This window comes from Sphingobacterium sp. UBA7625 (genome assembly GCF_002484085.1).
Lineage (GTDB): Bacteria > Bacteroidota > Bacteroidia > Sphingobacteriales > Sphingobacteriaceae > Sphingobacterium > Sphingobacterium athyrii.
In genome coordinates this window covers 137,830-153,961 of sequence record NZ_DLJD01000055.1, presented here as the reverse complement: position 1 = coordinate 153,961, position 16,132 = coordinate 137,830, and the positions used below count along the sequence as shown (strand labels likewise).

Annotated in this window: 13 protein-coding genes and 1 pseudogene; 4 read left to right on the top strand and 10 right to left on the bottom strand. The window is 39.1% G+C overall.

Going from position 1 to position 16,132, the window contains the following annotated elements:
- Positions 1-238: 238 nt before the first annotated feature.
- Entirely contained in the window at positions 239-1,273 is a 1,035-nt protein-coding gene (locus B4G94_RS23445; RefSeq protein WP_286862374.1) for a hypothetical protein, read from the bottom strand.
- A gap of 284 nt (positions 1,274-1,557) precedes the next feature.
- Between B4G94_RS23445 and B4G94_RS23440 the strand changes: the two genes are divergently transcribed.
- The 4 genes from B4G94_RS23440 to B4G94_RS23425 all read left to right on the top strand — a co-directional run bounded on the left by B4G94_RS23440 (position 1,558) and on the right by B4G94_RS23425 (position 4,088).
- Positions 1,558-2,220 (top strand): hypothetical protein, encoded by a 663-nt coding sequence (locus B4G94_RS23440; protein WP_286862372.1) that lies wholly within the window; start codon positions 1,558-1,560, stop codon positions 2,218-2,220.
- 183 nt (positions 2,221-2,403) lie between these two features.
- Positions 2,404-2,712, top strand: coding sequence for a hypothetical protein (locus B4G94_RS23435; RefSeq protein ID WP_108636589.1), 309 nt, complete (start codon positions 2,404-2,406; stop codon positions 2,710-2,712).
- 118 nt (positions 2,713-2,830) lie between these two features.
- Positions 2,831-3,052, top strand: coding sequence for a methyltransferase type 11 (locus B4G94_RS23430; RefSeq protein WP_286862370.1), 222 nt, complete (start codon positions 2,831-2,833; stop codon positions 3,050-3,052).
- Between the two features lie 178 nt (positions 3,053-3,230).
- Positions 3,231-4,088 (top strand): alpha/beta hydrolase, encoded by an 858-nt coding sequence (locus tag B4G94_RS23425; protein WP_286862368.1) that lies wholly within the window; start codon positions 3,231-3,233, stop codon positions 4,086-4,088.
- Positions 4,089-4,174: 86 nt separating this feature from the next.
- On the opposite strand, the gene B4G94_RS23420 is transcribed toward B4G94_RS23425, so the two are convergent.
- The 9 genes and pseudogenes from B4G94_RS23420 to B4G94_RS23380 form a co-directional block, all read right to left on the bottom strand.
- Positions 4,175-4,411: a helix-turn-helix domain-containing protein gene (locus B4G94_RS23420; protein WP_286862367.1), complete on the bottom strand. Its 237-nt coding sequence runs from the start codon at positions 4,409-4,411 to the stop codon at positions 4,175-4,177.
- Positions 4,412-4,537: 126 nt separating this feature from the next.
- Positions 4,538-5,062 (bottom strand): annotated as a pseudogene (locus tag B4G94_RS23415) (GNAT family N-acetyltransferase).
- 169 nt (positions 5,063-5,231) lie between these two features.
- On the bottom strand, positions 5,232-6,440 hold the full coding sequence (locus tag B4G94_RS23410) for an MFS transporter (protein ID WP_286862365.1): 1,209 nt from the start codon (positions 6,438-6,440) through the stop codon (positions 5,232-5,234).
- 90 nt (positions 6,441-6,530) lie between these two features.
- Positions 6,531-7,448, bottom strand: a complete 918-nt coding sequence (locus B4G94_RS23405; protein WP_108636597.1) for a helix-turn-helix domain-containing protein — start codon at positions 7,446-7,448, stop codon at positions 6,531-6,533.
- A 226-nt stretch (positions 7,449-7,674) separates the two neighbouring features.
- Positions 7,675-8,841, bottom strand: coding sequence for an FN3 domain-containing metallophosphoesterase family protein (locus B4G94_RS23400; RefSeq protein ID WP_165308741.1), 1,167 nt, complete (start codon positions 8,839-8,841; stop codon positions 7,675-7,677).
- A 1-nt stretch (position 8,842) separates the two neighbouring features.
- Complete coding sequence (locus B4G94_RS23395; protein WP_286862362.1) at positions 8,843-10,636, bottom strand: RagB/SusD family nutrient uptake outer membrane protein; 1,794 nt, start codon at positions 10,634-10,636, stop codon at positions 8,843-8,845.
- 5 nt (positions 10,637-10,641) lie between these two features.
- Complete coding sequence (locus tag B4G94_RS23390; protein WP_286862360.1) at positions 10,642-14,046, bottom strand: TonB-dependent receptor; 3,405 nt, start codon at positions 14,044-14,046, stop codon at positions 10,642-10,644.
- Positions 14,047-14,151: 105 nt separating this feature from the next.
- Positions 14,152-15,366, bottom strand: coding sequence for a FecR family protein (locus tag B4G94_RS23385; protein WP_286862358.1), 1,215 nt, complete (start codon positions 15,364-15,366; stop codon positions 14,152-14,154).
- Between the two features lie 125 nt (positions 15,367-15,491).
- Entirely contained in the window at positions 15,492-16,076 is a 585-nt protein-coding gene (locus B4G94_RS23380) for an RNA polymerase sigma factor (RefSeq protein WP_286862357.1), read from the bottom strand.
- Positions 16,077-16,132: the final 56 nt, after the last annotated feature.

The following is a 16,132-nucleotide window of genomic DNA, read 5'->3' as shown; positions in this document are numbered from 1 at the left end:
GATGTTTATCAAATTTAATAAATCTACACTGATCTGTGAGCTGGAGTTTGTCCTATGGATGTCAATAAAATCTGCAACTGGAAGAACTATCCCTTAATTGCCATTTGGCAATTAAGGGAGCTTATAAATGTACTAATTTTGTATATGGCTTACCTGATAATAGAAAAGCTATGACACCTGAGAAATTATTAAGACAGATTGATTTTATCAAGGAGATTGATAAACTGAAATACATTCCCTATTTACTTGTTTTCTTTACCTGTAAATCAAAAGTATTGGTATACCCCAAAATTTCGCCCGTGGTGATATGCATGGCAAGATAACTAAGCGGGTAAGTGAAATTATCAGAATTGCTTTCCATTCGAAGGTTTAACGCTGAAATTGTATTTTTGATCTCCTGAAAATTGACAGCATGACGAATAAAGGTATCCCTACTTCCATCTCGATAGTATACAAGTAGTTTTGTTGCACTGAGAACTTGCTCATCCATATTATCCAATGAATTTCCTTCTAACAATTTATCAATAGCTCTATTCATGTCAGGTCTTGTGAAATCGCCTTCCGCTGCGATGACCAGTTGATAACCATAATTGACGGATAGAATAAAATAGGGTGAATAACCTAATTTCTTGAGATTATTCAGGTCTGACTCTCCGTAATTTGAGAAATAATCTACTTGATCGGTATCTAAGGTTAATCTCCTCACCAATGTGTGTCTGAAAGTACTGTGAGTCTTTTGGACCGTTGTCGAATCACTATGCCTGACAAGATTGAGCATTTTTTCAATATCCCTATTTCGAGGGATATATAATTGTATCTCAGCATAATCTGAAAAATCTCTTGAATTCATTTCTAATGATCCCGAGAGGTCAGTGTTCTTAAATAAATTAGCATAATTCAATATGTTCACATAGGACGGTAAAAAATGGCCAATTTCCTCTTTTGCTGAATTCGCCATGACATAAATAGGGAAGTTTTTTGCTTTGGACTGAATGTTTTCCAAATGCAAACCCTTTGTTGTGTCCTTAAGGTTCCAAAGGCTCCCTAAAAAGAGTTGTTGATCCACTGTTTCATCTACAAAGTGCTCTTTGACCATAAAACTCACTGATTTGCGTTCAAAGACTGAGTCCTTAGGTTTGGGAACAATAACCTTCGTTGTGTCTATTGGCGTGGGTGGCTCTATTTCTGGTTTAATCACAGGATCTTTTGTGCAACTTGAAATTAAGCCCAGTCCAAATACGAATAAAAGTAGTGTCCAATTTTTTAGAAGCATTTTTTAATTAATTAGTTATATAAACAAATATGCTTATAAAATATGTAAATGTTTTTGTTTATTTAAAAATTACACATTTGTGTTTAATTTTTCTATTTTAAATTAGTTTGTGGCTTCTGCCGAAACCTGATGAAGGTGCTATTCATATTTTATTTTTATTTAAACGGATATTAAATCAACTGCTGCGAATTGTAAATGTAAAGTGATCGTAAAAATGGTATTGTATACATTTGTCTCAAGATAAGTGTAAAAGTAGTATAGTAGTACATCTAAAAACCAATATAATGGATACAGCGCAACTTAGCAAATTTGAGCACGACAGCACAATTATCGAGAAGTATGTAAAAAGTTCAGCGTTTGGAAGGAATAAAGTCGTTTATGTACCATTTGTGATCGGTATAGGCTTGCTCTGTTTCCTGGCATTGGCGATTTTTGGAGGATTGATCGAAACGATTGGCATCGGTGTTATTACTTTGTTGTCTGCGATTGTTGTTGTCTGTTTTATTTTGGTTGCGGTCATTAATCGTTCAGCAGGTAAAAAGCTTTCTCAGGAAACGCAGATGGCACCTGTCTGTATTGCAAAGAAGGTTTATGGAAATGATATGCAAAATATTTACTATTGTATTTATAGTACTGGTGAAAAGAGGCATGACGGAGTGTTTATAGATACAATTGCCGAAAAAATTTTCGCTATCCCCGGAAATACCGATGATAAAATAGAAAGAGACCTTTTAGAACTATTTAAGATCGACTTTGCCAACCCAGGAGAATTTGCCAAAAAACTTCCCTTAGCGTTTACCAATGGGGTCGAAGTATGGAGACGACAATTTGCGCTGGGTGCATTATCCAAAGATGCACAGCGAAAAATAGAAGATAACGCCGGGCAGTTTGCTGTGGTGGCGATCAGATCAGAAAACCCACGCATATTAACAGAACAGTTTTCTTAAGAAGCCATTTAAATCAATATACTAACAAAGCCACATTTTTTCTAATGTGGCTTTTTCTCTTTGTACGATTTGCACTTCATTTTATGCCGTTGGCTTCTGGGATCAGAAGTGTTGCCTCTTCCTTTTGGACAAAATATGCAGTAGATTTTATTCGATACGAATGACTAAATAAAGAAAAGCATCATGTTGTTAAAAGGGAAAAAGAGTTCGTTTACCGAGCTAAATGTGCCTTTCACCGAAAGTGTCTGGGAGAACTTGCTCTCTTTTTGGAAATTAGGTATTAATAATTTAGCTTCTACAGGTATGGCACATCTTTTTAATGCATTGATTCTCTTGCTATTTGTAGCAATTATAGCGTTGTTTTCAAATACCGGGGAAAAGAAAGATAACGAAGTTTTTCATAATGTTTTACAAGTCTATCGTACGGATTCAGTATCTACAGATGGGCCAAGATATCCAACAGATTTACAGCAGGTATTAAAGAATAAATAGTAAAGATCTGAAAGACAGATCAACAGGATGTTCGCTTACGTAAAAACAGTGATTGAAAGGAATTTGAAAGGCTAAGCAAGTTATTTGCGAGCGATAGAATTTAGTGAAATATAATACAATGAAAAGGGTTGAAATATTTAAAACGAATGTCTGCAAATACAGGGAAGCACAACAAATTGTCACGACGCTTCTGGGGTTGTTCTCCGCATATAAAATTAACTTTGATCTTGATGATGATGAAAATATTTTAAGAATAGAGTCTTCTCAGTCGGATATAGACGCCAGTAGAGTTATGAAGCAAATGTTTGACTGGGGGTATGAATGTGAACGGATCGTGTAATAATTGCGCTGTGGGGATAGCTTGATATAATCTATAACGACAACAGGAAATAAATATTAAAATTGTATTTTATTGATTTTTAAACTTACTTTCGAAGTTATTATAGGCCATTGCCATGTTTTTTTGTCAAGGAGATCTACTGCGTGGAATCGGGCTTATTTTTAATATAACATTTGAAATGAAGCGTACAATTTTATTTTTTTTAACCTTACTCATCTGTCATTATTGCGCTATTGGACAGACCAAAGACCGTGATTTGACCATCGGTAAATCCACTACTCTACATTCAAATATTTTAAATGAGGATCGAGAGATCAATATTTACCTTCCGGATAATTATGCGGAAAACGATACGTTGACCTATCCGGTTGTGTATGTCCTCGATGGTGGTATGGATGAAGATTTCTTTCATATCACCGGGATAGTTCGTTTTGATACACAACCTTGGATAGCGCGGTTTCCCAATAGTATTGTTGTAGGAATCGAGGGCAATACCCGAAGACGTGATTTTACATTCGCAGTCCCAAATATCGATTTTTTAGAGAAAGAAGGATTTCAAAAAGCCAGCTTTCCTACGTATGGTGGATCCCAAAAGTATATGGCATTCCTCAAAGATGAATTGCTGCCTTATATCGGTAAACACTATAAAACAAAAGCGGAAAGAACAGTAATTGGGGAGTCTTTGGCAGGCCTTTTCTCCACGGAGCTCTTACTTAAACAACCTGATCTTTTTGAAAATTATATTATTATTAGTCCTAGTTTATGGTGGGGGCAACAGGAGCTTTTGAAAAATACCGAAAAGCTATTAAACGCTAACCTAAGAAAAAACGTGCGGGTTTACCTCGGAGTTCCCAATAAGGATGAAGATCTTAGAATGTATCGTGATGCCGCGGCGTTTTACAATATTCTGAGCAACCATAAAAAGATAGAGGTTATTTTTGACTATATGCCCGATGAGTTACATTCAACCGTTATCCATCAGGGGGTGTATAATGCGTTCAGGAAATTATATCCAAAAACAGCTTATTCTAAGTAATCTTCGACAACTTGGGTTAAACACTTTTTGTGGGGCCTTAATGCGCTTTGAATTTATCCAGTTATTTTTTATTAGCGGCCTATGTTTTACCTAGCTTGTAAACGCGATTGTTGAATAAACTCTTTTGGCGTCAAATTAAATGCTTTTATGAACGCTTTTGTGAAATAGGATGCCGAGCTAAATCCCACAAGAAATGCCACTTCGTTAATGCGATAATCCGATTCAATCAGTAACGTGCAGGCACGTTTTAGCCTGTAATTTCGTACATAGTCGCCAGGGGAAGTTCCGCTAATTGCTTTCAATTTTCGTTGAAAAGTAGACATGCAGAATGATATTTAATAACAAAAGTGACAATGATTTCGTAACTCCGTATTTGAACGCAACAAAAGCATTAAAACTCAGGTCTGCACGGTTTTTTTAGGTTATTCGATCGAGCTTTTATATATTAATCAACTGCTCCATTCTTCTTTTAGTATTGCCATAATAAGTTTATCATGAAATTTATTGTCTCTATAGCATGCTTGGCGCATCTTGCCCTCGAATTTGAAACCTGCATTCGTGTATGCTTTCACAGCAGCATAGTTGGGTTCAGAAACAGTAAGCATAATGCGATTGAGGTTCAGTTCTTCAAATCCACTGGCAACAATTAGTTGCGTTACTTGAGAGCCTATACCTTTCCCCCATTGATTGCGGTCTCCTATAAAGATAAAATACTCGCCAAGCTAGTTTGCAGTCGAAATATTACAGATCCCAGCATAGCCAATAAGTGTATTTGAATTGGCGAGAAAAATGCCCCGGTTATAATTTTTTGAATCGTTGACCACAGAGATAAACCATTTATCGATTGCTTCTCTCGTATTTAAAGATTGAAATAAAGAAAGTGAATATTTAATAGCGTCGGGATCGTTGAGCCAGGTATAAAATGATGTGACATCCTGGATTGATAGGGGCTTCAAAATTATTGCTGTGTCCATTTATTTGATATTTTTTCTCGCATTAATAATCAGTTATTAATACTTAAGGAACATTTTTCAATTCTAAATGTAAAAAATAGTTCGATTTCTTACAATAGAAAGTAATGTCGACATGTTTAAAAATAGTAGAATATTTTATCTCTTCTCAACATCGGTCGGACTGCTTTGATCAATTCTTTTGTTCAGCGTTAACTTTCTGTAATTTCCACATAAATAACATGATAATGATCAGGAAGGTCGAAAAGATAAAATAACGCCAGGCCAGCCCATTTTGCGTTGTCACTTTTCCGCTTATTGCAACAATGAAGTTGGATAGCGATGTTACAATATAAACCATTCCCCCCATTAAACCGCCAGCAGTACCTGCATGTTTTGGGAAAAATAACATGCTAGTGGTAAAAAAGCTTGTAAACAAGACGCCCGAAATCGTATGAATAAAAAATGCAAAACCGACCATAATATATAGATTCTGTTGAAAGATGCCGACCACCATTAAAGCGATAATAAGAAATGCCTGCAATAGAACAGGAGCAATCACACGGGGAAAGAAGTCAAGATGCATGCGCTTTTTTGTGATAAACCCACCGATCATCCAAGAAAAACCAAGTATCAAGGTACAGTAGCCAATTGTAACGGATGAAAAATGAAATGCATTTTCGATAATAAAAGGTCCTGTAATATTGAACAGCATAACGATGGAGTAACTAAATCCCAATACCAAAATCCCTAATATAAAACGCCTATTCTGCAACATCATTTTATACAGGTTCAAGTTGTCCCTTAGGTTGATTTTTTTCTTTTCGGCAATGCTTTCCCCACCATAAAGGATTTCAAACAACAATAAGCCACTGGCGTAAAAAGTAAGAAAATAGAAGTTGGCTTGCCAATTGAAAATTTTTTCCAGATAGCCGCCCAGAAATGGCGCAAGTATCGGACCGCAGGACCAGACAATAGTAAAGTAACTCAGGTAATTCTTTAATCGCTCACCGGCATAAAGATCCACGAAAAGCGCACGCGTGGCTACCACCAGAATGGATATCGCCACACCTTGGACAACTCTTAACAGACAAATGAAAAATACGCTGTCTGTATGCGCTATCAATAGGCTGCTTAGTATCAACAGCGTCAAGGCCAGGACCTTGGGGCGATAGCGGCCGATACTGTCAAGAATGTTGCCTATAAATAACTGAGAAATACCATAACTGAGTAAATAGCTTGTTAATGTCAATTGAATATCTCGCTCGTGAACATGTAAACTTTTAGCCATTGCCGGAAACGAAGGCAGGTAGATGTCCGTTACAAACCCAGAAAGTGGCATGGATACAAATGCCATGAACGTAACTAGCTTAATGCGGTGTGCGGATGCTTCTCTCAACATTGTCTTGCTCTTTTTTTATGAAACAAAACTAGAGACTTTTTTGATAGCGTTAGTACTATTTGACAAAGTAAAAATTACGAAAATCAAATATTACTTGTTTTTCTGTCTGAATTTAAGTGGGGATGTTCCCGCATTTTTTTTAAAGAAATTGTTGAAATGAGCTGGTTCTTCAAACCCGAGTGTATAGCCGATCTCAGCTACATTCCAATCGGTGTAGATTAATAGATTTTTAGCTTCTTCAAAAATTTTTCTTTTGATAATTTGTGTAGTAGTAAGATTAGTAACCGATTTGACAGAAGCATTGAGGTGGTTGACATGAACATTCAGCTGTCGGGCGAAATCTGCCGCTGTATGTAAGGCCAGTGGATATGCAGGGGAGTCTAGGGGAAACTGTTTATGTAGCAGTTCGTCGAATAAACGATACATACGGAGGCTTCCGGATTGATCCTGTGGGGCTACATCTTCCACTCGCCATTCCAGTGCAAGGTGGAGAATTGCAGCTAAATTGCTCTTGATCGCGCTGCAGCGCAAAGGATAACCGGAGTTATTCAGACGGAACATATTGTCAAAAAAAGTTGTGATTAGGTTTAATTGCTCCGCATCCAGAAAAACAATCGGCTTACTCCATTCTTTGAATAAGGAGGTCTTTTTAAAAGGTTCAAACGTTTGACTACCAGTGAAAAACTCTTGATTGAATAAACAAAAGTACCCCTCTTGTTCATTTGTGTCACAGACCCAGCTATAAGGAATATTCAATGCTGGTAAAAAAAGAGCAGGCCGATCTATATACAACTCATGTGGACCATATTTAAACCAACCTTTCCCCAAGATTAGACTGATCTTATAAAAATCACGTCTATTGTAAGGCGTTTTAAAATCACAGTACTTACGGGGTGATATATTAAAATGTGATTTTCCGAGCTCCACATCTAATATTGTCCCGTCGTTGGCATGCAGATGGCTTAATCGTTTATAATAATCTTGTATGGTCTCTAACGTTTCGCTCATGATTTTGCAAAGTTACAAAAATCAAATGTAATCACCGCTTTCTGTCAAACGGCCAACTTAATATTACCTTTTAAGACTNNAAGAAAGGAGAGGTCTGAAACGTAAAATACTTACGTCCAGAATAAAATAGCTGAAATATACCAAAAGAAGATTGGGCTAAGATCCAAGAAAAAGCGGAGTTTCCAAAACTTTGGAAACTCCGCTTTTGTCAGAAAATTAGTAGGAATTAGTTGAGGGGCTTGATCACAACCTGATCCACGACATTCCCTTGCTGATCCAGGATTTTAAAGGTTCCTTTTTCATTGCTTAGATCCACCCGAAGTACATTGTTATTAGAGTTTACAATAATGGGGAAATGAGTGCTGTTTGTTGCATTTTGGATAATATGTTTATGCAGATGGCCGGATAACATAATTTGCGCCCCGCCCTTATTTAGGATGGGGACAAACTTTTCTAAGATTTCCTGTTCACCATGCCAACCTCCGAAAGGCGGCATATGGCAGATAACCACCTTATATTTGGCATCTTTAAATGACGGATCTTCAATCGCTTGCGTAAGCCATGTGGCCTGTTCTGTCCGATAATTATCCATTTCCACAATACCGCTATATTCGATATCCGTATCGGGTTTGTCTTCGCCACAGTCGAGTACGATGAAGCCTGTGTTGCCATGCCGGAATTGATAATAGAGTTTACCTGTCGGTGTGGGAAAATATTTTGGATACTCAGTTGCAAAGGGACCACGGGTTTCATGGTTTCCTCGTGAATAGAACATGGGTTTTTCACTCGCAAACCTTTTAATGGCCGTGTCCATGAATCCATCATATAGTTGTTTCTCACTCAAAAGATTATTCACCATATCCCCGTTGAAAACGACAAAATCACTTGTTTTTAAATCGCCGATATCCAATAGTTTATCCAGAACCTCATTGCGTTCATGGATATCATTGACAACAGTAAAATGAGTCGAGGATGAATTGCCAAGGGTTTGAAAGGATAATGGCGCCTGCCGATAGACGTTGCTGGCCACGACTTTTCCATATTGTACATTGACACCTTCATGTTTTAAAACATGTTGACTATATACACGGTATCGGTATCGTGTTCCCGGTTTCAGGTTGTTTAAGTTAACCTGATGTAGTGTGCTAACTTTCTTAAAACCGTAAGCTGATGCAAAATACTTGGGTCTCTCTTTAAAGTAAAAATGGCTCGAATCCTCTGGTGCCAGTTCTACCCATCCCGTTGCCGGTAGATCTGTTGTCCAAACAATTGACACCGAATGTTCGGTTAGTCCTTGGATAAAGGGGAGATGGGTTATTTTGATATCTTCTTGTCCAAGAGTCAATAAACTATTGAACAGGAGCAAAGCGATTATGAGATGCAATCTTTTCATGTTAATATCCAGGGTTTTGAATGAGTAAATTGTTCTTTTTTAATTCATCGCGTAAAATAGGCAAAAAATAGGCTTTATCTATCCAGCTATATTTCTCAAAATCAATATGCCTGATCGTCGGTATGCTTGCCGTGCTGTGGTCAGGGTTCATTTTGTACACAATGTCTGCAACCTTTGTTGTTCGGTTATAAATTTGAGGGCCTAGTAACCAACGACGGACATCATAGAAACGATGTTCTTCAAAAGCTAGTTCTATTCTTCTTTCATTGCGGTATCTTTCTTTCAGTGCGACTCCTGCGTCGGTAATGGCTGGCATCCCGGCTCTTTTACGGATCATATTTAAGTAGGTGCGGGCTTCATCCTCCAGTCCCAATTCAATACAAGCTTCAGCATAATTCAAAAGGACTTCCGCATAACGCATGAAACGCCAAGTCACCGCTTGCTTATCATATTGCGCGTTTACTGCTGGATCAATGTATTTGCGTAAATAATAGCCCGTATAGGATCCATTCCAGTCTTCAATTGTGCTTTTTCGTGTATCAACACCATAAATAAGGTCTATTTTTCCAGTGGTAGCATTCCAGCGTTCCCATCTTCCTGTTTGCATTTTATTTTCTGGATCCAGGCCTTTTGCATCATCCGGTCTTTGTCTCCAGGAGGCACCATTATAAAGCACTGTTGCTGTAAACCTGGGATCCCTATTGCTGTAGGGATTTGCTGCCATAGCTGGGTCAGACCAGTCAAATTTTTTACCTTCTAGTGTTTCAAAATCATCAACAAAGTCACCTAGCGGAGCGTTTGTACCCCAGCCATGGTAACCATTGGGTGAGGAGTATAATCCTACACGTTGTCCCATCGGAACCGTAAAATACTTAATGAAAATATCTTCCTCGGTGTTTTTGTTCAGAAAAATTTCCGTTAGGTTTTGGGAAATGTTATCCGTTACAGCAGGTGTCGCTTTATATAGCTTATATTTGTTCAGATCAATGACGGCTTTGGCTGCCTCTTTTGCAGCCTGCCATCTTGCTGTGCGATTTCCATCAGTATAACGTATCAATTCAGGTTTTTCAAATCCCGGAAATACGTCTTTATTATAAAGATCGCTCGCAGCATAGAGTAGGATCCTAGCCTTTAGTGTGAGTGCTGCCCCCTTGGTTGCACGTCCCAGATTGGCACCTGTATGATCAAGTGGTAATAATGTGGCAGCTTTGTCGAGTTCATCTGCCATAAATTTGACGCAATCCGCGTACGAACTCCGTTCTTTTTGGAATTCATCAGTCAGTGTATAAGGATCGATTATTAGGGGTACGCCACCGTATGTACTTGTCAATAAATGATAATAATATGCCCGCATAAAATGCATTTCACCCGTCATACGATCTTTCATTGTTTTCCCATCAATGAGATTAGCTGAAAATGGGACTTGATCAACCTTCGAAAAAAAGAGATTGCAAAACCGGATACTTTTATACAGATCGGCCCAGGATCTATAGCGTGATACCCCCCAACCTAGAAGATCGTCCGGAGATTGGATGCTGCGGTTAAAATTTAGAGAAGCCGCATTCCCACGATAATGTCCTTCATCGACCAGGTTAGCCTTGAATCGGCCATCTGTCAATGGCTCGTCCAATCTGAAATATAATTGATTGATAAATGTCTCTACCAGTGCAGGGTCGGTCCACACTGCATTTTCGGAAAATTCTGTTGAAGGATCTGTATTTAAAAAGTCCTTTTGACAAGAGCCAAGTGCCAACGTTGCTAGCAATATGAATAGATTAAATTGTTGTCGTTTCATGGTGATTAAAATGTTAGTGAAAGGCCTAGATTATACACTCTGTTGAGGGGGTATGCCGTCGCTGCAGTTGTTTCAGGATCAAAGTCCTTTACTTTTGTCCAGGTTAGCAGGTTCTGCCCACTGAAATATAACTGGAGTCTAGTCAACCGAAGTTTTTTACAGATATCATCCGAGAAATTGTAACCGAATTCAAAATTTTTCAACCGTACATAATTGGAGCTTTGTAGCCAATAGGTATTATCGTTGGATCGCCAATATTCATTGTACCGATTCCAGGTCCGCGGTTTTGAAGCATCGGGATTCTCCGCTGTCCATCGCCCTTCGACATTTTGCTTGAGATAATTGCCCGCCTCACCCTGCATTTCGTAATAATTGTTGCGGATGGCACCAGCAGCACCCTGGAAGAATAAGCTTGTATAAAACCCTTTGTAAGATAAGTCAATGTTAAAGCCCCCGGTGAGTGTCGGAAGTTCTGTTTTTTCGGATCGCACACGGTCCAGACCGTCTATTTTACCATCTTGATTGACATCTTCAAAGACGATATCCCCAGGTCTTGCTCCGGCCCAGTGCGGATAAGCGTCGACAGCGGCCTGATCCCGAAATATACCGATCGCATTGTAGTAGAGCTTAGCATTCATGGGTCTGCCTGTGGACTGTTGATAATCAGGGATTCCCGGAGTTTCATCCCAAAAACGAATACGGTTATGATTGGTCGCTATATTTCCATTAACTGCGTAGTGAAAACCATTGAGCTGATCAGCATAACCCAGTTGCAATTCAAATCCTTTGTTTGTTACCTCGCCAATATTTTCTTTGGGTAAGGTGAGTCCCGAGGTGGAGGGAACGGAGGCATTTCTGTTCCATAGAATATTGGTTCGGACATTATAAAAATATTCAGCGGTTAGCGTTAGTTTGTTGTTCAAAAATTTAGCATCCAGACCAAAATTGGATTGGTTGGCGACTTCCCAAGTTACATTTGGATTAGGTATTCTAAGCTCATTCAAGACTTTATTTTCTTGCGTGCCATTAAAAACATACACATTGGAAGCTCCTGTCAGGAAGCCATAACTTGACATAAATTGATAATCATCTATACGGTCGTTACCTGTTTGACCCCAAGAAGCCCTTAATTTGAGGTCAGAAACCACAGACTTGATAGGTTGCCAGAATGCCTCATTGGATAAGCGCCATCCTCCCGATATTCCCGGAAAAAAACCGAACCGTTTGTTACTTGGAAACTTATAGGAACCGTCATAACGCCATAAAAATTCCAATAAATATTTGTTGTCAAAGTCATAATTTAGACGGCCGAAATAATTGAGTCTGGCTTGCATGGCGGATTGACCGGAGTTATCTTTTTCAGCATCGCCACCTGCGAATAACTCTTCAATGGCGGCAGATACATAGTATTTTCTAAAAGCGTAAAACTCCATATTATCACCTTTAATTTTTTCTACTCCCACCAAACCATTGAAATGGTGCTTTTCGCCGAAATTTCTTTCGTAGCGAATCAGCGCGTTTAAAGTCAATAGATTTTTAGTATTAAAATCTTGCCGGAGCTGTGGTGCGGTGAATCCTTTCAGTCCGGCGACCAACGCTGGTGTGCCGTTATTGTCCACTGATTTGCCATCCCAATTGTACAATGTCCACGGTGTCTGCCATAATTTGTCGTTTTGTAATGTTCTATCATAGGCAACATTCCCACTTATAGATAAGCCGTCAACTCCCGGAATCGTGATTTCCAGATTTGCTCTGGATTCGAGCATCATGGTTTTATTTCGGTCATAACCGGTCTGATTGGTTGTGATAACGACCGGATTATTCCCGTATTCTATGTCAGGACCATTTTGTCCGGTCGGCCAATACGCATGCATGTTCGGCTTACCCCTTAAGATCATTCCAAAGATATCTGCGGCGGAACGCGTTGGATAATTTCGGTTATATTCACGCAATGCGGCATTAACCCCATATTTGATATAATCATTGAATTTTCCATTCAGGTTGCTCCGGAAATTGTATTGGTTAAACTTTGTTGCTGAATTTTTATAGATAGCATCCTGTTTGTCATAGCCCCCCGAGATATAATAATTTAGATATTCCGAACCGCCGGTAATATTGAGCGCAGTTTTATGTTGAGGTGCTGCGGTATGAAATGTTGCGTCAAACCAATCTGTATTGGGATATTTCCAGATATCTGTGCCGGCACGGAATAAGGCTAACTCTTCTTCGCTGTATTTTGGCTTTTGACCAGCATAGATGCCGATCTCATTGAGCATTTGTGCATATTCTGCAGCGTCTGCCATCTTTGGAATGATAGTGGGTTTAGACCAGCCTTGATTATGCGTCAAACTAACCTGCGGTTTACCGCTTTTTCCTTTTTTCGTCGTTACCAGAATAACACCATTGGCGGCTTGGGAACCATAGATGGCGGCCGATGCGTCCTTTAATATCGTCACACTTTCGATATCCTGAGGATTGAGTCTCTCAATAGATCTGTTGGCGATCCCATCGACGACGATCAAGGGTGAATTGTCCCCCAAGGTATTAGCTCCACGAATTCGAAGTGTTGAATTATCACTTCCCGGTTCGCCAGAAGTCGTTGTTGCCACTAAACCAGGTAGCCGTCCCGCAAGCGTATTGGTGACGTTCATCACCGGAGCCCTGTCTAATACATCTCCTTTGACATCGACAATGGAACCTGTGACGGTCGATGCTTTTTGCGTACCATAGCCTACGATCACTACTTCCTCCATCGAAGTTACGGTTTGTTGGAGTGTGATTTCGACGCTTTCGTTGGTTGTGACTTTATAATTTACAGCCTGGTATCCTACCATGCTGACATGAAGTGTGGGGGTATTGGTGGCTACTGGTAGAGTAAAAGAGCCATCTTCGAGTGTAGAAGTCCTATTGACGGCTCCTACCTCATTTACAGTAGCATTAGGCAATGGTTCTCCCTTTGCGTCCAGTATCTTACCTTTTACTATCTTTTGTTGGACCACGGCAACCTTACCTTCGGCAGCTTCATGCGTCATACTGGTACCCTTGCTCAGAATAATATTCTTATCGACTATTCTGTAGACAATTTGATACTTGCCCAGTAGTTCATCCAATACAGACTGCAACGGTGCATTGACAAATTTTACATCAGCTGTACGTTTTTTTGGCAAGAGCGATTCTTTATATAGGATATTATATCCGCTCTGCTTTTGAATATCTTTTAGCAAGGTTTCAAGGCTTGCTTTATTTTTTTTGAGATTGATTGTTTGTCCGAAAGAACTAGCATATGCACTTAGGCTAGTTGCAAGGAGTAGTGGCACTGCGATCGACAGTTTCATAACCAATGGTTTGAGGGTGATGTCCTTCCCAAAATCCATAGGAAGAACAGACCGATTTTTTTTGTATTTTTGCATTCGGTTGATATTTTAAGTTAATATTTGATAAGATGTGTCAACTGTCTCTATGAGACCAACTTCAGGGGCGGTCGCAACGCTCCTGAAGCCTTTGGTTGTAAAAGATTAGTTTTTTACATATATTTTCCTCCCCGTTAATTCAAAATGAACACCACCTACAAGTTCGATGGTCTTTAATAATTTTTTGATGTCACTATATTTCGATATTGTACCCGAAAATTGAAAATCCTCAAACTTAGATTTAAATTCCACTTGAACATCGTACCAGCGACCGATAATAGCCATTACTTCAACAAGTGGTGTTTTATAAAAGGCAAAATTACCATCTTTCCATGCGATAGAATAGAAAGGATCAATGGGATCTATGGAAAACTGATTTGATTCATGTTCATATATGGCCTGATCATTGGGCTGCAGGAATTGATCCGGAATTGTCGTATCCTTAAAATTCAATTTTACTTTACCTTCCACTAAGGTGGTAATGATTTTCTTTCCATAGTTCTGCACATTAAAAGAAGTCCCCAATACCTCTATTGATTGTGCGCCTGCATGGATAATAAAGGGGGTTCGTTTACCCAGTTCGGTTCGTTTTGCTACGTCAAAATATGCTTCACCATACAGTTCTACTTCTCGTTTTGATTTATCAAAAACAACAGGATATTTTAACGAAGTAGATGCATTGAGCCACACCTGTGTGCCATCAGGCAATGTAAGATTATATTCACCGCCCCTTGGCGTTACAATGCTGTTGTAAACAGGTTTATGGGGATCAACACCGTCCTTTATATGATAGGAAATACTTCCAGCTGCGGTTTTGATAATCTCAAAATCACCATGGTCAATAATTGTGTCGCCTTTGATTTTTTCCAGATCAATTCGTCGTCCGTTTTCTAATATAATCTCGGCACGATCTTTCCCCGGAAGAACCGTTTCTATCCTATTGGTTGTGAGCTGCTTCTCTTTGACCAATGCCCCGTTTAATCTTCCGATAAAATAAATAAGTGAACCGACTCCGACGACTAATAACAGGGCCGCGGCGACTATACTTCGCCAAGGAAACATAACTGTTTTTCTTAACGGATCCAGCTCCAGCAGTTGATGCTTGATGCGCTCATCAGCTGTGACTTTTTCAAACATGTTTTGGTTGTCTATTTCGGATCCAAGCCTGTTTACTGTCTCTTCTTCAAGCTTTATTTGTTCCCAAGCATCCAAAAAATCTTCATCGTCCATATATTTTATAAACTGTGTTAACGACTCTCCTTGGAGGTTGTCATCATAATACTGACGGATTAATCTCTTGTAAGCTTCTATTTTTGACATCGATGCTGATTTCTACATGCTATACTATCTATTCGCATCAGCTATCAAAATGTACTAGTCAAAAAAATAAAATTTTTAGAAATAGCTGTTACAAAATTGGGGAAAAGCTGCAAAAGAGCAGTATGTTAGCATAGCACTAGTAGGACGGCCAGCGTGAAGAGGATTTTTTGGAGTCTTAATTTGACAAAACTACAGGCAGCAGTCAAATGGTTTCTCACCGTATTTCGGGATATGCCAATATGCTCCGCAATTTCCTTATAGCTCTTTTCTTCAAATTTATTCATTTGGTAAATCCGTTTTTGTTGTACGGGAAGGGCATCAATAATCTTTTCCAGCATCTGTTCACATTCCTTTTGTTCTAGCTGTATGTGTGCACAGGATGTTGCATTTAATTGGATATTTCCGTGATCCATTCGGTATTGTTTTCGGATGACCTCTTTTCGGAAATTAGATATGGCCAATCTTTTGGCGACCACATAGAGAAAGGGAAATATTGCTTCAGCAGACGGAATTTCATTTCGTTTGAGAAATAGCTGGACAAAAACTTCCTGCACGATTTCTTCGGCCTCTATGGGAGAAGAGGTCAAACGACATACTTTCTCCTGTAAACTGGGTTTATAGCGATCAAATATTTTTCGAAAAACTCTCCCATCAGCCATCTGAAATCGTTCAAATTCCTCTAAGTCAAGTGGAAATCCTTTCAAATCCATTATTACATAGGTTTTTGTTGGTCTAAAGAAACAAAACTGATATTAAATTTATATAA